The sequence below is a fragment of the Streptomyces sp. AC1-42W genome, assembly GCF_003248355.1.
Classification (GTDB): domain Bacteria; phylum Actinomycetota; class Actinomycetes; order Streptomycetales; family Streptomycetaceae; genus Streptomyces.
The window spans coordinates 854,609-871,423 of record NZ_QKWY01000002.1 but is presented as its reverse complement, the minus strand read 5'-3'; the positions used below and the strand labels follow the sequence as shown (position 1 = coordinate 871,423).

The following is a 16,815-nucleotide window of genomic DNA, read 5'->3' as shown; positions in this document are numbered from 1 at the left end:
CCCGTCAGACCTCTTCGACGCTGCTCGGCTCGCGCCGGGACAGGTCGATACCGAGCTCCTCCGCCGCGCGGAAGACGTCCTCGTCCGTGTCACGCATCTCGATGGACATGCCGTCCGAGGACAGCACCTCCACGTTGAGGCAGAGCGACTGCATTTCCTTGATGAGCACCTTGAAGGACTCGGGAATGCCCGGCTCGGGGATGTTCTCGCCCTTGACGATGGCCTCGTAGACCTTCACGCGGCCGGTGACGTCGTCGGACTTGATCGTCAGCAGTTCCTGGAGGGCGTACGCCGCACCGTAGGCCTCGAGGGCCCACACCTCCATCTCACCGAATCGCTGCCCACCGAACTGCGCCTTACCACCCAGCGGCTGCTGCGTGATCATGGAGTACGGGCCGGTCGAGCGGGCGTGGAGCTTGTCGTCGACCAGGTGGTGCAGCTTGAGGATGTACATGTAGCCGACCGAGACCGGGTCCGGGAACGGCTCGCCGGAGCGGCCGTCGAACAGCCGGGCCTTGCCGGAGGGCTGCACCATGCGGACGCCGTCGCGGTTCGGGATCGTGGCCTGGAAGAGGCCGGAGATCTCGTCCTCGCGCGCACCGTCGAAGACGGGCGTGGCGACGTTGGTGCCGGGGGCGACCTGGTCGGCGCCGATGGCCTGGAGCCGCTTGGCCCACTCGTCACCGAGGCCGGAGACGTCCCAGCCGCGGCTGGCGAGCCAGCCGAGGTGGATCTCCAGAACCTGTCCGGGGTTCATTCGGGAAGGAACACCCAGCGGGTTGAGGATGATGTCGACCGGGGTGCCGTCCTCCAGGAACGGCATGTCCTCGATCGGCAGGATCTTCGAGATGACGCCCTTGTTGCCGTGGCGGCCGGCGAGCTTGTCACCGTCGGTGATCTTGCGCTTCTGCGCGACGTAGACGCGGACCAGCTGGTTCACGCCCGGCGGCAGCTCGTCGCCCTCTTCGCGGTCGAAGACGCGGACGCCGATGACCTTGCCGATCTCGCCGTGCGGGACCTTGAGCGAGGTGTCGCGGACCTCGCGCGCCTTCTCACCGAAGATCGCGCGGAGCAGGCGCTCCTCGGGGGTCAGCTCGGTCTCACCCTTGGGCGTGACCTTGCCGACGAGGATGTCGCCGGCGACGACCTCGGCACCGATGCGGATGATGCCGCGCTCGTCGAGGTCGGCGAGGACCTCCTCGGAGACGTTCGGGATGTCCCGGGTGATCTCCTCGGGGCCGAGCTTGGTGTCACGGGCGTCGACCTCGTGCTCCTCGATGTGGATCGAGGAGAGGACGTCGTCCTGCACGAGGCGCTGCGACAGGATGATCGCGTCCTCGTAGTTGTGACCCTCCCACGGCATGAACGCCACGAGCAGGTTCTTGCCGAGCGCCATCTCGCCGTGCTCGGTGGCCGGGCCGTCGGCGAGGACCTGGCCCTCGATGACGCGGTCGCCCTCGGAGACGACGACCTTCTGGTTGACCGAGGTGCCCTGGTTGGAGCGCGTGAACTTGGCGATGCGGTACGTGGTGTACGTGCCGTCGTCGTTCGTCACGGTGATGTAGTCCGCGGAGACCTCCTGGACCACACCGTCCTTCTCGGCCTTGAGCACGTCACCGGCGTCGGTGGCGCAGCGGTACTCCATGCCGGTGCCGACGAGCGGCGCCTCGCTCTTGATGAGCGGCACGGCCTGGCGCATCATGTTCGCGCCCATGAGGGCACGGTTGGCGTCGTCGTGCTCCAGGAAGGGGATCATCGCGGTGGCGACGGACACCATCTGGCGCGGCGAGACGTCCATGTAGTCGACTTCGTCGCTGGGGACGTAGTCGACCTCGCCGCCGCGGCGGCGGACCAGGACGCGGGGCTCGGTGAAGCGCAGGTCGTCGGAGAGCGTCGCGTTCGCCTGGGCGATGACGAAACGGTCTTCCTCGTCGGCGGTGATGTAGTCGACCTCGTCGGTGACCTGGCCGTCGACGACCTTGCGGTACGGGGTCTCGATGAAGCCGAACGCGTTGACGCGGCCGTACGAGGCGAGCGAACCGATCAGACCGATGTTCGGGCCTTCGGGGGTCTCGATCGGGCACATGCGTCCGTAGTGGGACGGGTGCACGTCTCGGACCTCGAAGCCGGCCCGCTCACGGGAGAGACCACCCGGGCCGAGCGCCGACAGACGGCGCTTGTGGGTGAGCCCCGACAGCGGGTTGTTCTGGTCCATGAACTGCGACAGCTGGCTGGTGCCGAAGAACTCCTTGATGGAGGCGACGACCGGCCGGATGTTGATCAGGGTCTGCGGCGTGATCGCCTCGACGTCCTGGGTCGTCATGCGCTCGCGCACGACGCGCTCCATGCGGGCCAGACCCGTACGGACCTGGTTCTGGATGAGCTCGCCGACGTTGCGCAGGCGGCGGTTGCCGAAGTGGTCGATGTCGTCGGTCTCGACGACGATCGTGCGGCCGGACTCGCCCACCGTCTCGGTCTCACCGGCGTGCAGCTTGACCAGGTACTTGATGGTCGCGATGACGTCGTCGGTGGTGAGCACGCCGGCGTCCAGCGGCTCGTCGGCGCCGAGCTTCTTGTTCACCTTGTAGCGGCCGACCTTCGCGAGGTCGTAGCGCTTCGGGTTGAAGTAGAGGTTCTCGAGCAGCGTCTGCGCGGCCTCGCGGGTGGGCGGCTCGCCCGGGCGGAGCTTGCGGTAGATGTCGAGCAGCGCGTCGTCCTGGCCCTGGGTGTGGTCCTTCTCCAGGGTGGCGCGCATGGACTCGTACTCGCCGAACTCCTCCAGGATCTGCTCGGTGGTCCAGCCGAGCGCCTTCAGGAGGACGGTGACGGACTGCTTGCGCTTGCGGTCGATGCGGACACCGACCATGTCGCGCTTGTCGATCTCCATCTCCAGCCAGGCACCCCGGGAGGGGATGATCTTGGCGGAGAAGATGTCCTTGTCGGACGTCTTGTCGATCGACGAGTCGAAGTAGACACCCGGCGAGCGGACCAGCTGCGACACGACGACACGCTCGGTGCCGTTGATGACGAAGGTGCCCTTGTTGGTCATGAGCGGGAAGTCGCCCATGAAGACCGTCTGGGACTTGATCTCGCCGGTCTCGTTGTTGGTGAACTCGGCGGTGACGAAGAGCGGGGCGGCGAACGTGAAGTCGCGCTCCTTGCACTCGTCGATCGAGTTCTTGGGGGGCTCGAAGCGGTGGTCGCGGAACGTCAGCGACATCGACCCGGAGAAGTCCTCGATCGGGGAGATCTCCTCGAAGATCTCCTCCAGGCCGGACTTGGTGGGGACATCTTGTCCACTGTCCAGAGCAGCCTCGACGCGAGCCTTCCAGGCGGCATTGCCGAGGAGCCAGTCAAAGCTCTCGGTCTGCAGCGCGAGGAGGTTCGGAACCTCGAGGGGCTCCTTGATCTTTGCAAAAGAGATGCGCAGCGGGGCGGTGCTGGCGCCGTTGTTCGTATTCGCGGTCGAGGCGTTGCGCGAGGCGGCCAAGAGGGGGTCCTTCCGAGGGCTCGGACTCACTACGCGCGTACCGGTCCCAGGTTGGACATGTGGGCAGATATCCCAGGTCAGGGATGGTCCGGCTCACGGTGCACAAGATGGGTATGCCCCTGGTGACGGGCAGGAGGCAGCTAACAGGCAGCGCAAAGGGTCAGTGTAGCCAAGTGCCACACTGATGTCCAGTCGGGGTTCTCAAAGACCCACGTATCGCTCACCAGCTGTTCTCAACACCTATGTCCAGCCCTGCGCGGGGTGCGCTCTTCTTTACTGCCCGCTCCGCCACCGATCCATGCCTCGGATTCGGATCGATTCGGCGACGCGCCTTGAGAATTGCGCGCCGCGTGCGGTTCGTCAAGGCCCCCTCGGCCCGACCGGCCCCCGGGCCCCCGCGGACACCGCCCCTCGACGGCGGCCGCGTGCCCCGCGTGAAGGGCACGGCGAAGATCACCATACTCGTCAACGCGGGAAGGGCAAGGCACCCTCCGCCAGTACGCCGAAAGGCGACCACCCGAACGGGTGATCGCCTTTCGCGATGTGACTCCGTGCCTCGCGGCACGGGTGTCCTGGGGAGTCAGAGGACTCTCAGGGTCACTTGACCTCGACGGAGGCGCCGGCGCCCTTGAGGGACTCGGCAGCCTTGTCGGCGGCCTCCTTCGCGACCTTCTCGAGGACGGGCTTCGGGGCGCCGTCGACGAGGTCCTTGGCCTCCTTCAGGCCGAGGGAGGTCAGCTCGCGCACGACCTTGATGACCTGGATCTTCTTGTCACCGGCGGCGGTGAGGATGACGTCGAACTCGTCCTGCTCCTCAACGGCGGCGGCGTCGCCGCCACCCTGGGCCGGACCGGCGGCAACGGCGACGGCCGCGGCGGCGGTGACCTCGAACTTCTCCTCGAAGGCCTTCACGAAGGCGGCGAGCTCGATGAGGGTGAGCTCCTCGAACTGAGCGAGCAGTTCGTCCTGGGACAGCTTCGCCATGACAGGCGTCCTTCCACTATTCGGCAGGTGCCGGATGTATGTGTCGGCGGGCGTACACGGTGCCCGCTGGACCGCTGAGCGTGATTACTCGGCGGCCTCGGCGGGAGCCGGCGTACCGGCACCGCCCTGCTCCTCCAACTTGACGCGAAGCGCTTCCGCGGTGCGGACGAACTTCGACGGCAGCGCCTGGAAGAGCTGCGCAGCCTGAGTCTGCTTGCCCTTCATGGCACCGGCCAGCTTGGCGAGCAGAACCTCGCGGGACTCGAGGTCCGCGAGCTGCTTGATCTCATCGGCGGACAGCGCCTTGCCGTCAAGGACACCGCCCTTGATGATGAGGTTCGGGTTTTCCTTGGCGAAGTCACGAAGACCCTTCGCCGACTCCACCGGGTCACCGGTGACGAAGGCAACCGCCGTCGGACCCGCGAACAGGTCGTCCAGCGTGTTGATCCCGGCCTCGTTGGCCGCGATCTTGGTCAGCGTGTTCTTCACCACGGCGTACTGGGCGTTCTCACCGAGCGAACGGCGCAGCTGCTTGAGCTGAGCCACGGTGAGACCCCGGTACTCGGTCAGCACGGCGGCGTTCGAGCTGCGGAACTGGTCCGCGAGCTCGGCTACCGCGGCAGCCTTGTCGGGCGTCGCCATAGGGTCGGCCTCCTTCCGGGTGATGAGGACCGCTCAAAAGGACCCGGAAAGACGAAACGCCCCGGCGCAGGCGCCAGGGCGTAGCTCGACCGAAACGAAGTCCGGGAGCTTTCCACAGTCACCTGCGCAGGTCGTCCGTATGAACGGAGCCTTCGGTTGCCGACTCCTTGCGGAATCCGGGCAACGACCAGCGGTCTTTGGCTTCTGCAGAAGAGTACGCGACCGAAGTCGCGCCGGGCAAATCGGCCCGGCTCCGGGGCTCGGTGACGGGTACGGGGGTCAGGACGCCGCGCCGGTGCCGGCCCCCTGCTGCATCAGGTCGGTGAAGTCGACGGTCTGGGCGGCCGGCGGGCGCTCCACCGTGACCTCGGTGCCGTAGTCGCTGTAGTAGACCGTGGAGTTCAGCTCGCCGGTCTTCATCTCGCCGCGCTCGGTCTTCTTCACCAGGAGGTCGTTCTCGTCGACCCAGATGTCGATGGTCTCCGTGGTGATTCCGGCGTCCGCCAGCTGCTTCTTGAGCGCGTCCAGCTCGTCGGCGGTGAGGCTGCTGTTCTTGGCGGTCAGGTCGGCGACGTCGACCGTGCCGGAGTAGTGCGTGGTGCTGACGCCGCGGACGTCCTCCTGGCCGACCTTCTTCACGTCACCGGAGGCCAGCAGCGACTTCACGCCCTGCTCGGGGGTGCTGTTCTGCATCTGGTCCTTGAGGACCGCGCCCGAGGCGCCGGCCAGCTGGGCCAGGTCGTCGTAGCTGTAGCTGATCCAGCTCTTGCCGCCGGTCTGCTGGGCCAGGGCGTCGCCCATGTTGGCCGCGTAGCCGTCCTTGAAGTAGCGGGCCTCCATGGTGCCGCTGCCACCGGCCTGCTTCATGGTGTCGGCCATGGAACCACCGGTGTACGAGATCTCCATGGTGCCGGTGACCCCGTCGGTCCAGTCCATGACACCCTTCTGCTTCATGGTCATCATGGTGCCCATGGAGGTCTCGCCCTCGATCCGGGCCGACTGCGCCTGGCCGGTCTTCTTCTGCACGGCGACCAGCGCGGCGATCGGGTCGACCTTCACCACGGAACTGCCGCGGTCGTTCTTCTTGCCCGCGTCCTTGCTCGTGCCGGCGTCGTCGGAGCCGCCACAGGCAGCGACGGAGGTCAGTGCCGCCGCGACAGCCACGGCCAGGCCCACGCGCCGTACGGTATTGCTCTGCATCTGCGATTCCACCCCTCGTTCGACTCTCGATCGCACACGCTAGTGCAGGGCGCCGACAGTCGTGTCCACGTACGAATGAGGACGAGCCCCGCACCTCGAAAGGTTGCGGGGCCCGCCCTATGTCACACGTGACGCGACGGTCGTACGAGCGCGGAGGCTCAGACGGCGGCCGGGTCCTCCTCGACGAGGAGGTTACGGGTGCGGTTCGGGTCCAGCGGGATGCCGGGGCCCATGGTGGTGGCCAGGGCGGCCTTCTTGACGTAGCGGCCCTTCGCGGCGGACGGCTTGAGCCGGAGGACCTCCTCCAGCGCGGCCGCGTAGTTCTCGACCAGCTTGGTGTCGTCGAAGGAGACCTTGCCGATGATGAAGTGCAGGTTCGAGTGCTTGTCGACGCGGAACTCGATCTTGCCGCCCTTGATGTCGGTGACAGCCTTGGCGACATCGGGGGTGACGGTGCCGGTCTTCGGGTTCGGCATCAGACCACGCGGACCGAGCACGCGGCCGAGGCGGCCGACCTTGCCCATGAGGTCCGGGGTCGCGACGACGGCGTCGAAGTCCAGACGGCCCTTCGCCACCTCGTCGATCAGCTCGTCGGCGCCGACGATGTCGGCTCCGGCGGCTTCCGCGGCCGCAGCACGGTCACCGGTCGCGAAGACCAGGACCCGGGCGGTCTTGCCGGTGCCGTGCGGGAGGTTCACGGTGCCGCGGACCATCTGGTCGGCCTTGCGCGGGTCGACACCCAGGCGGAAGGCGACCTCGACGGTGCCGTCGAACTTCGTGGTGGCGGTCTCCTTGGCGAGGCGGACGGCCTCGAGCGGGGCGTACAGGCGCTCCCGGTCGATCTTGGCGTCCGCAGCGCGGAGGTTCTTGCTGCGCTTCACTTCTACTCCTGATGGTTTCAGAGTGTGGAGTCGTGGTGCGGACCAGCGCTTGGTCCTGCCACTGAGGGGGTGGGGCTGATTCAGCCTTCGACCGTGATGCCCATGGAGCGGGCGGTGCCTTCGATGATCTTCGACGCGGCGTCGAGGTCGTTGGCGTTCAGGTCGGGGAGCTTCGTCGTGGCGATCTCGCGGACCTGGGCGGCCGTCAGCTTGGCGACCTTGGTCTTGTGCGGCTCGCCGGAGCCCTTGTCCACACCCGCTGCCTTGAGGATCAGCTTGGCGGCCGGCGGAGTCTTGGTGATGAAGGTGAAGGAGCGGTCCTCGTAGACCGTGATCTCCACCGGCACGACCATGCCACGCTGCGACTCGGTCGCGGCGTTGTAGGCCTTGCAGAACTCCATGATGTTGACGCCGTGCTGACCCAGTGCGGGGCCGACCGGCGGGGCCGGGTTGGCCGCACCGGCGTTGATCTGGAGCTTGATAAGCCCCGTGACCTTCTTCTTCTTGGGAGGCATGTGCTCTCTCCGGGTCCTAGTGAGAGTGTTTCGCCGTCATCCGGTCATCCGGATGCAGGCATACCGCACAACGATAACGGGTATAGCTGCGCGACCAAAAACCAAGCAGGTCAGACCGGCTGCGACAGCCTGTCTGACCTGCTCGGTAGGCATGTGTCCAGAAGCGGGCGGAACGCTCAGTTCTTCTGGATCTGGTCGAAGCTGAGCTCGACCGGGGTCTCGCGGCCGAAGATCTCGACGAGGCCCTTGACCTTCTTCGAGTCGGCGTTGATCTCGTTGATCGTCGCCTGCAGCGTCGCGAACGGGCCGTCGGTGACGGTGACGGAGTCGCCGACCTCGAAGTCGAGCACCTGGACCTCGACCTTGCGGGCCGGAGCCGGCTTGCCCTCGGCCTCGGCGGCCTCGCGGGCGGCCTTCTCCTCGGCCTCCGGGGCGAGCATCTTGACGATCTCGTCCAGGGTCAGCGGGTACGGGTCGTAGGCGTTGCCCACGAAGCCGGTGACACCGGGGGTGTTGCGGACGACGCCCCAGGACTCGTTCGTCAGGTCCATGCGCACCAGGACGTAGCCGGGCAGCTTGTTCTGGCGGACGTTCTTGCGCTCACCGTTCTTGATCTGGACGATTTCCTCTTCAGGCACCTCGGCCTGATAGATGAACTCCTCCACGTTCAGCGAGACGGCGCGCTGCTCCAGGTTGGCCTTCACACGCTTCTCGTAACCGGCGTACGTGTGGATGACGTACCACTCGCCCGGCAGTCCGCGAAGCTCCTCGCGCAGGGCGGTCACCGGGTCGACGGGCTCGGCCGGCTCGGCCTCCTCCTCGGCCTCGGCGTCCGCGGGCTCCTCGGCGGCCGCCTCGTCGGTGTCGGTCTCGGTGGCCTCGGCCCCGTCCGACTCCTCGGCGTCCGCCGCCTCGACGATGTCGGGCCGCTCGTTCTCGGCGGACTCGAAGTCGCCCGCCGTCGGCTCGCCGGCGTCGTTCAGGTTCGGGTCAGACACGGTGGCTTCTTCCTGGATACAAATGGGTGGTACATGCGAAAGGGGCGCCCAGCAGGCGCCCTTCGCGTGGATCAGCCGAAGACGTACTTGATGACCCGCGCGAAACCGAAGTCCATCACAGTGACGAGCCCGATCATGACGACCACGAACACGATCACCACAGTGGCGTACGTCGACAGCTCGTTGCGCGTCGGCCAGACGACCTTGCGCAGCTCGGCGACGATCTGACGGTAGAAGAGCGCGAGACGGCCCAGGGGGCCCTTCTTGCCGCGCTTGCCGCCCTTCCGGGCCTTCTTCTTGGACTCGGGCGCTTCGTCCTCGGCATCAGGCTTGTCGATGGAGCCCACGGCGTCCGTCACGCTTCTCACCTGATTCCGGGTCGTGGCCGTGCCGCGCCCGGTGGAGCCGCACGGCGGTGCATTGAAGTACGTACATGCGCACACCCCCTGGCGAAGGGGTGTGTAGCAGGGCCGGAGGGACTTGAACCCCCAACCGCTGGTTTTGGAGACCAGTGCTCTACCAATTGAGCTACGACCCTTTGTGGTTTCCACCAACCTACCGCATGTTCCCGGAAGACCCGAGTGCAGGAACGGTGCGGCTGGTGAAGGCCAACGACAGGTGAGTGTACGTGCTCAGCGGCCCGGCGTCGAACAGAAAGATCCTGACCGCTCCCGACCGCTTCGTGTCCGCATGCCGTCCGAGTGCTGTCCGGTCCCTGAAACCCGTGTGCCGACAAGGAAAACGGTCTGGGAGCATGGGGGGCATGAGCGCTGCTACTTCTCCGTCCGAGAGCCGGGTCTCCGCCCGCATCGGTGCGATCTCCGAGTCCGCCACCCTCGCCGTCGACGCCAAGGCCAAGGCCCTCAAGGCCGCCGGCCGTCCGGTGATCGGCTTCGGTGCCGGCGAGCCCGACTTCCCGACCCCCGGCTACATCGTCGACGCCGCGGTCGAGGCCTGCCGCACCCCGAAGTACCACCGCTACACCCCGGCCGGCGGGCTCCCCGAGCTCAAGGCCGCCATCGCGGAGAAGACGCTGCGCGACTCCGGCTACCAGGTGGACGCGTCCCAGATCCTGGTCACCAACGGTGGCAAGCAGGCGATCTACGAGGCGTTCGCCGCGATCCTCGACCCGGGCGACGAGGTCATCGTGCCGGCGCCGTACTGGACCACCTACCCCGAGTCGATCCGGCTGGCCGGCGGCGTCCCGGTGGAGGTCGTGGCCGACGAGACCACCGGCTACCGGGTCTCGGTCGAGCAGCTGGAGGCGGCCCGTACGGAGCGTACGAAGGTCGTCCTGTTCGTCTCCCCGTCCAACCCGACCGGCGCGGTGTACAGCGAGGCCGACACCGAGGCGATCGGCCGCTGGGCCGTCGAGCACGGCCTGTGGGTTCTGACGGACGAGATCTACGAGCACCTGGTCTACGGGGACGCGAAGTTCACCTCGCTGCCGGCCGTCGTGCCCGAGCTGCGCGACAAGTGCATCGTCGTCAACGGCGTCGCCAAGACGTACGCGATGACCGGCTGGCGCGTCGGGTGGATCGTCGGCCCCAAGGACATCGTCAAGGCCGCGACCAACCTCCAGTCGCACGCCACGTCGAACGTCGCCAACGTCTCGCAGGCCGCCGCGCTGGCCGCCGTCTCGGGCGACCTGGACGCGGTCGCGGAGATGCGCACCGCCTTCGACCGCCGCCGCCGGACCATCGTGCGGATGCTCAACGAGATCGACGGCGTGTTCTGCCCGGAGCCGGAGGGCGCCTTCTACGCGTACCCGTCGGTGAAGGACCTGCTGGGCAAGGAGATCCGGGGTAAGCGCCCGGCGACCTCGGTCGAGCTGGCCGCGCTCATCCTGGACGAGGCCGAGGTGGCGGTCGTCCCGGGCGAGGCGTTCGGCACGCCCGGCTATCTGCGCCTGTCGTACGCCCTGGGCGACGACGACCTCGTCGAAGGCGTCTCGCGGCTCCAGAAGCTGCTGGCCGAGGCGAAGGCGTAACCCCAGCGGGGGCCCGCCTCCCCCGCCGTACGAGCGACTCCCGGCCCCGGCCGGGGGTCGCTTTCGCGTTCGAGGGGCACTCCGATGGGGAAAGCGGCTACCGCGCCGCCCCTTCCGTGCGGCAGGATCTGGGGATGGAGCGTGATGTACGTCTGTTGCCCAAGGCCCACCTGCACCTGCACTTCACCGGGTCGATGCGTCCCACGACGCTGCTGGAACTCGCCGACAAGTACGGGGTGCGGCTGCCCGAGGCCCTGACCGGCGGCGAGCCGCCCAAATTGCGGGCGACGGACGAACGGGGCTGGTTCCGCTTCCAGCGCCTCTACGACATCGCCCGGTCCTGTCTGCGGGCCCCCGAGGACATCCAGCGCCTGGTGCGCGAGGCCGCCCAGGAGGACGTGGCGGACGGGTCCCGCTGGCTGGAGATCCAGGTCGACCCCACCTCGTACGCGCCGCTGCTCGGCGGTCTGATCCCGGCGATCGAGATCATCCTCGACGCGGTGGACTCCGCCTCGCGCGCGACCGGGCTGCCGATCCGGGTGGTGATCGCCGCGAACCGGATGAAGCACCCGCTGGACGCGCGGACCCTGGCACGGCTCGCCGTGCGGTACGCGGACCGGGGCGTCGTCGGCTTCGGCCTCTCCAACGACGAGCGGCGGGGCATGGCCCGCGACTTCGACCGGGCCTTCGCCATCGCGCGCGAGGGCGGGCTGCTGGCCGCTCCGCACGGCGGCGAGCTGTCGGGCCCCTCCAGCGTCCGGGACTGCCTGGACGACCTGGACGCCGTGCGCGTCGGGCACGGCGTGCGGGCGGCCGAGGACCCCCGGCTGCTGCGCCGGCTGGCGGAGTCCGGGGTGACCTGCGAGGTGTGCCCGGCGTCCAATGTGGCGCTCGGCGTCTACGAGAAGCCCGCCGATGTCCCCCTGCGCACTCTGTTCGACGCGGGCGTGCCGATGGCGCTCGGCGCGGACGACCCGCTGCTGTTCGGTTCCCGGCTGGCCGCGCAGTACGACCTGGTGCGCCGCCACCACGCGTTCACGGACGAGGAGCTGGCCGAGCTGGCCCGCCAGTCGGTGCGCGGGTCCACGGCGCCCGAGCCGGTGCGGGCGGAGCTGCTGGCGGGCGTGGACGCCTGGCTGGCCGGTCCTCCGGTCTGAGCCCTGCGGGCTTCCGAGCCCTACAGGCTGACGCCCACGGTCACCGGCTCGTTGACGAGGGTGACGCCGAAGGCCGCGTGCACCCCGGCGACGACCTCGCGGGCCAGGGCGAGCAGGTCCTCGGTGGTCGCCGCGCCCCGGTTGGTGAGGGCGAGGGTGTGCTTGGTGGAGATGCGGGCGGGTCCGGTGCCGTAGCCCTTGGTGAAGCCGGCCCGGTCGATGAGCCAGGCGGCGGAGGTCTTCGTACGCCCGTCACCGGCCGGGAAGGCGGGGGGCGTGACGTCGGGTCCGAGCCGGTCGGCGACGCGGGCCAGGAACGCGTCGAAGGCGTCCCGCTCCAGGATCGGGTTGGTGAAGAAGGACCCGGCCGACCAGGTGTCGTGGTCCTCCGGGTCGAGCACCATGCCCTTGCCGGCGCGCAGCCGGAGCACGGTTTCGCGGGCGTCCGCCGCAGGAACGCGGTCCCCCTCCGCGACGCCCATGGCCCGTGCGGTCTCGGGGTACTTCAGGGGTGCCGACAGCCCGCCGGACTCCTCCAGGCCGAAGCGGACGCGCAGCACGACGTACCGGTCGGGTTCGGCCTTGAAGCGGCTGTGCCGGTAGGAGAACGCGCACTCGGAGTTGGGCAGGACGACCGTTTCCCGGCTGCGCCGGTCGTAGGCGACGACCTCGGTGATGGTGGCGGACACCTCCTGGCCGTAGGCCCCGACGTTCTGGATCGGGGTCGCGCCCGCGGAGCCGGGGATTCCGGCGAGGCATTCGAGGCCGGCGAGCCCGGCTTCCACGGTGCGGGCGACGGCGTCGGTCCAGACCTCGCCTGCGGCCAGTTCCAGGGAGCCGCCGTCCAGGACGAAGCCCTTGGTGGCGATGCGCAGGGCGGTGCCCTCGAAGCCCTTGTCCCCGATGACGAGGTTGCTGCCGCCGCCGATGACCAGGAGCGGGGTGCCGCTGTCGTCGGCCTCGCGGACGGCTTCGACCACTTCGTCGTCCGTGGTGGCGGTGAGCAGCCGGGTGGCGGGGCCGCCGAGCCGGAAGGTGGTCAGGGGGGCGAGGGGCGCGTCGTGGAGTTCCTGCACGGGGACAAGGATACGGTCCGCGGCTCCGCCGCTGGGCGGGGCCACGGACCGTACCGGGTGTGCGGGGTACGTCAGGCGGGTACGGAGACCCGCTCCCCGGTGTGTCCCTCGACCTGAGCGGCGGTTCCGGGTTCCGGCGTCGTGGCGGCGCGGCGGCCGGGGATCATCAGGGCGACGAGCGCGGCCAGGGCGACGACCCCGGCGCCGATCCAGACGGCCGGCACGGTCCCGTCGGTGAAGGACCGCGCGGAGCCGAAGCCGCCCCGGGCCGAGAAGACGGTGGTGAGCGCGGCGACCCCGAGGGCGCCGCCGACCTCGCGCAGGGCGTTGTTGGCGCCGGACGCGATGCCCTGTTCGCCGGGGCGGACGCTGGACATCACCAGGCCGGCGGCCGGTGCGAAGTAGAGGGCCATGCCGATGCCGCCGACGACGAGCCCGGGGAGCTGGGAGACGTAGGAGGCGTCGGGGGCGATGGCCAGGGCGAAGAGGGCGAGTCCGGTGGCCTGGAGGGCGAGTCCGGTGACGACGACGGGGCGGCCGCCGAACCGGTCGGAGAGCATTCCGGCGATCGGGGCGACGAGCATCGGCATCCCGGTCCAGGGCAGCATGCGCAGTCCGGCCTCGGTGGGCGAGTAGCCGAGGACGCCCTGGAAGTACTGGCTGAGCAGGAAGATCGAGCCGAACATCCCGAGGTACATCAGCAGGCCGGCGATGTTGATGCCGAAGAAGCCGCGGTCCCGGAAGAGGCGCATGGGCAGCATGGGCCTGCGGCTGCGGAAGCCGTGGTGGACGAAGGCGCCGAGGAGCGCGGTGCCGGCGAGGAGCGAGGTCAGCACGGTGGGGTCGGTCCAGCCGTCGGCGTTGGCGTTGACGAGCCCGTAGACGAGGCCGAAGAGGCCGCCGCTGACGAGGAGGGTGCCGGGGAGGTCGAGCCGGGCGTCGGGGGCGTAGGACTCCGCCAGGCGGAAGCGGGCGAGCGGCAGCAGGAGCAGGCCGATGGGCACGTTGAGCCAGAAGATCCACTGCCAGGAGATGTGTTCGGTGAGGCCGCCGCCGATCAGGGGTCCGCCGGCCACGGCGAGGCCGGTGACGGCGCTGAAGATGCCGAGCGCCATGCCCCGGCGGGCCGGTTCCACGGCGGCGGTGAGCAGGGTGAGGGTGAGCGGCATCATGATCGCGGCGCCGACGCCCTGGACGGCGCGGAAGGCGATGAGTTCGTTGATGCCGGGTGAGAGGGCGGCGGCCGCGGAGGCGCCGGTGAAGACGGTGAGCCCGGCGAGGAAGAGCCGGCGGCGGCCGAAGCGGTCACCGAGGGCGGCGCCGAACATGAGCAGGACGGCGAAGGTCAGGGTGTAGGCGTTGACCGTCCACTCCAGCTCCTCCATCTCGCCGCCGAGGCTCTCGCGGATGGACGGCAGGGCGGTGGTGACGACGAGGTTGTCGAGGGCCGCCATGAAGCCGGCGACGCTGGTGATGACGAGGGCCCAGGCCGCTCCCGCGCGGCCTTTCGTGTGCTGGTTCACTGCTCCCCCTGGAGGGTTAGTAATTGGTCACTAACTTTTCTGGGCAGAAAACCGGTCCGAACCCGGAGAGGACGACGGTCATCTCAGGTGAGCGGCCTGGCCGAGTCGTAGAAGCCGGACCAGATCCGGTGTCCGGCCGGAAAGCCGAGCGAGGTCAGCGTGTTGGCGAGCATGCCGTACGCGAGGAAGGTGGTGGCGTCGTTGGCGTCGGCGCCGAGCGCGAGGTTGACGGAGTCGAAGAGCTCCAGCCAGCCGGCCCGTACCGACTCGCCGAAGGCGTGGTCGCCGGCCGCCTCGGCGGCGGCGACCGCCGCGTACATCTGCATCTGCATGAGCAGCTTGTCCGGGTCGTCGGCGATCAGCCGCTGATAAGCGCGGGCCATGGCGTGCAGCGCCTCTTCGCCCTCCAGCCCCTCGGCGGCCTCGGCGAAGACCTCGCGGGTCTCGCGGAGGCAGCGCTCGGAGGCGGCGAGGAACATCGCCTGCTTGTTGGGGAAGAGCCGGAAGAGATACGGCTGCGAGACGCCCACCCGTTTGGCGATCGACTCGGTGGAGGTCGCGCTGTACCCGCCGCGGGCGAACTCGGTGACCGCGGCGCGGATGACGCTCTCGCGCCGCTCGTCTGCACTCATCCTTGCCATGCTCGTAAGTTAGTACTCAATCACTAACTTGGTCAAGGGGCGGCGGGGCGGCCCGTGCGCGGGGCTCCGGTGTCGGTGTCGGCGGGGCGGGGTTACGCGTAAGGGGCACGGCCCATGGACCGTGCCCCTTACCGACGCGTGACGCGGCGCCTCTCAGGCGAGCTGCACCACGGCCCGCGACATGCCCAGCACCTTCTTGCCGTCGCTCATCACCGTCAGGTCCACCCGCACCCGCCGGTCGTCCAGCAGGGCGGCCACCTTGCCGCTGACCTCGATCAGCGCGCCCTTGTCGTCGTCCGGGACGACGACGGGCTTGGTGAAGCGCACCCCGTACTCCACGACCGCACCCGGGTCGCCGGCCCAGTCCGTGACGATCCGGATGGCCTCGGCCATGGTGAACATGCCGTGCGCGATCACATCGGGCAGGCCGACCTCGCGGGCGAAGCGCTCGTTCCAGTGGATCGGGTTGAAGTCGCCCGAGGCGCCCGCGTACTGCACGAGCGTCGCACGGGTGACGGGGAAGGACCGGGCCGGCAGCTCCGTGCCGACCTCGACCGCCTCGTAACTCACCTTCGCCGTCATCACGCCTCCTCGGCGGCGCGCGCCACCAGCTTCGTCCAGGCGGTCACCACGTGCTCGCCGGACGCGTCGTGGACCTCGCCCCGGACGTCCAGGATGTCGTTGCCCGCCATGGACTTCACGGCCTCGATGGTCGAGGTCACCGTCAGCCGGTCACCGGCGCGCACCGGGCGGGTGTAGACGAACCGCTGGTCGCCGTGGACCACACGGCTGTAGTCCAGCCCGAGCTGGGGGTCCTCGATGACCTGGCCCGCGGCCTTGAAGGTGATCGAGAACACAAAGGTCGGCGGGGCGATGACATCGCCGTGGCCGAGCGCCGCCGCGGCCTCGGGGTCGGTGTACGCGGGGTGGGCGTCGCCCACGGCCTCGGCGAACTCGCGGATCTTCTCCCGTCCGACCTCGTACGGCGCGGTGGGCGGATAGGTCCGTCCCACGAAGGACTGGTCGAGCGCCATGAACTCGCAACCTCCTGGATGAAAGACGACTGGGCCGGCCTGTGGCGGCGTCCCGCCCCATTCAACGGCAAGCCCGCACAACGACACGAGGCCGCCCCCCGGAGGGGACGGCCTCGTGCACGAGCCTGATTCAGCGCGTTTCGCGGTGCGCCGTGTGCGAGTTGCAGCGCGGGCAGTGCTTCTTCATCTCAAGACGGTCCGGGTTGTTGCGCCGGTTCTTCTTGGTGATGTAGTTCCGCTCCTTGCACTCCACGCAGGCCAGCGTGATCTTCGGGCGGACGTCGGTGGCAGCCACGTGAGTGCTCCTTGGACGGATGAACGGATGAACGCAGAAAAGAGTAGCCGATCGAAGGACCGACCCCACAATCGGCTACTTTTTGTAGCGGTGACCGGACTTGAACCGGTGACACAGCGATTATGAGCCGCTTGCTCTACCGACTGAGCTACACCGCTTTGATGACTGATCCTCCCCGCCGAAGCGGGGACTCTCGATCACCAGAGCCCCAATGCGGAATCGAACCGCAGACCTTCTCCTTACCATGGAGACGCTCTACCGACTGAGCTATTGGGGCGAGCGAGGAAGACATTACACGCTCGGTGGCCCATCGCCCAAATCCGTTTCGCGGCGCCCGGCCATCCCCGTCCCGTACCCCGCTCAGGCCGCCCGCACACCGCTGATCAGCA

General features: G+C 68.7%; 16 protein-coding genes and 3 tRNA genes. 2 read left to right on the top strand and 17 right to left on the bottom strand.

Going from position 1 to position 16,815, the window contains the following annotated elements; genetic code table 11:
* Positions 1-4 precede the first annotated feature (4 nt).
* The 9 genes from rpoB to DNK56_RS21865 form a co-directional block, all read right to left on the bottom strand.
* A complete protein-coding gene (gene rpoB / locus DNK56_RS21910; protein ID WP_111337307.1) occupies positions 5-3,490 on the bottom strand; it encodes a DNA-directed RNA polymerase subunit beta in 3,486 nt (1,161 codons plus the stop codon).
* A gap of 597 nt (positions 3,491-4,087) precedes the next feature.
* Entirely contained in the window at positions 4,088-4,474 is a 387-nt protein-coding gene (rplL, locus tag DNK56_RS21900) for a 50S ribosomal protein L7/L12 (RefSeq protein WP_111337306.1), read from the bottom strand.
* Between the two features lie 84 nt (positions 4,475-4,558).
* Positions 4,559-5,116, bottom strand: a complete 558-nt coding sequence (rplJ, locus tag DNK56_RS21895) for a 50S ribosomal protein L10 (RefSeq protein ID WP_111337304.1) — start codon at positions 5,114-5,116, stop codon at positions 4,559-4,561.
* 279 nt (positions 5,117-5,395) lie between these two features.
* A complete protein-coding gene (locus DNK56_RS21890; protein ID WP_111337303.1) occupies positions 5,396-6,316 on the bottom strand; it encodes a hypothetical protein in 921 nt (306 codons plus the stop codon).
* 158 nt (positions 6,317-6,474) lie between these two features.
* Positions 6,475-7,197, bottom strand: a complete 723-nt coding sequence (rplA, locus tag DNK56_RS21885; RefSeq protein ID WP_111337301.1) for a 50S ribosomal protein L1 — start codon at positions 7,195-7,197, stop codon at positions 6,475-6,477.
* A gap of 80 nt (positions 7,198-7,277) precedes the next feature.
* Positions 7,278-7,712, bottom strand: a complete 435-nt coding sequence (gene rplK / locus DNK56_RS21880; protein WP_111337300.1) for a 50S ribosomal protein L11 — start codon at positions 7,710-7,712, stop codon at positions 7,278-7,280.
* 176 nt (positions 7,713-7,888) lie between these two features.
* Complete coding sequence (gene nusG / locus DNK56_RS21875; RefSeq protein ID WP_111337299.1) at positions 7,889-8,710, bottom strand: transcription termination/antitermination protein NusG; 822 nt, start codon at positions 8,708-8,710, stop codon at positions 7,889-7,891.
* Between the two features lie 71 nt (positions 8,711-8,781).
* Entirely contained in the window at positions 8,782-9,069 is a 288-nt protein-coding gene (secE, locus tag DNK56_RS21870) for a preprotein translocase subunit SecE (RefSeq protein WP_111337297.1), read from the bottom strand.
* A gap of 106 nt (positions 9,070-9,175) precedes the next feature.
* Positions 9,176-9,248, bottom strand: a tRNA-Trp gene (locus tag DNK56_RS21865).
* 225 nt (positions 9,249-9,473) lie between these two features.
* On the opposite strand from DNK56_RS21865, the gene DNK56_RS21860 reads away from it, so the two are divergent.
* Together DNK56_RS21860 and DNK56_RS21855 are read left to right on the top strand one after the other, a co-directional pair.
* Positions 9,474-10,700: a pyridoxal phosphate-dependent aminotransferase gene (locus tag DNK56_RS21860; protein WP_111337296.1), complete on the top strand. Its 1,227-nt coding sequence runs from the start codon at positions 9,474-9,476 to the stop codon at positions 10,698-10,700.
* 134 nt (positions 10,701-10,834) lie between these two features.
* A complete protein-coding gene (locus tag DNK56_RS21855) occupies positions 10,835-11,857 on the top strand; it encodes an adenosine deaminase (protein ID WP_111337294.1) in 1,023 nt (340 codons plus the stop codon).
* Positions 11,858-11,877: 20 nt separating this feature from the next.
* Here DNK56_RS21855 and DNK56_RS21850 read toward each other — a convergent pair whose 3' ends face one another.
* From DNK56_RS21850 to DNK56_RS21815, 8 genes are all read right to left on the bottom strand, one after another.
* Complete coding sequence (locus DNK56_RS21850; RefSeq protein ID WP_111337293.1) at positions 11,878-12,933, bottom strand: UDP-N-acetylmuramate dehydrogenase; 1,056 nt, start codon at positions 12,931-12,933, stop codon at positions 11,878-11,880.
* A gap of 71 nt (positions 12,934-13,004) precedes the next feature.
* Positions 13,005-14,456 carry an MFS transporter gene (locus DNK56_RS21845; protein WP_111337291.1) on the bottom strand — a complete coding sequence of 484 codons (1,452 nt, stop codon included), beginning with the start codon at positions 14,454-14,456 and terminating at the stop codon, positions 13,005-13,007.
* A gap of 83 nt (positions 14,457-14,539) precedes the next feature.
* Positions 14,540-15,088 (bottom strand): TetR/AcrR family transcriptional regulator, encoded by a 549-nt coding sequence (locus tag DNK56_RS21840; RefSeq protein ID WP_111337289.1) that lies wholly within the window; start codon positions 15,086-15,088, stop codon positions 14,540-14,542.
* A gap of 162 nt (positions 15,089-15,250) precedes the next feature.
* The gene (locus DNK56_RS21835; protein WP_111337288.1) at positions 15,251-15,679 is read right to left on the bottom strand and encodes a MaoC family dehydratase; all 429 of its coding nucleotides are present in this window, start codon (positions 15,677-15,679) and stop codon (positions 15,251-15,253) included.
* Positions 15,679-16,131 carry a MaoC family dehydratase N-terminal domain-containing protein gene (locus DNK56_RS21830; RefSeq protein WP_111337287.1) on the bottom strand — a complete coding sequence of 151 codons (453 nt, stop codon included), beginning with the start codon at positions 16,129-16,131 and terminating at the stop codon, positions 15,679-15,681. Before DNK56_RS21830 ends, DNK56_RS21835 begins: the two co-directional genes overlap by 1 nt.
* A gap of 130 nt (positions 16,132-16,261) precedes the next feature.
* Positions 16,262-16,426: a 50S ribosomal protein L33 gene (gene rpmG, locus DNK56_RS21825; protein WP_003956487.1), complete on the bottom strand. Its 165-nt coding sequence runs from the start codon at positions 16,424-16,426 to the stop codon at positions 16,262-16,264.
* 85 nt (positions 16,427-16,511) lie between these two features.
* Positions 16,512-16,584, bottom strand: a tRNA-Met gene (locus DNK56_RS21820).
* 46 nt (positions 16,585-16,630) lie between these two features.
* A tRNA-Thr gene (locus DNK56_RS21815) sits at positions 16,631-16,703 on the bottom strand.
* Positions 16,704-16,815: the final 112 nt, after the last annotated feature.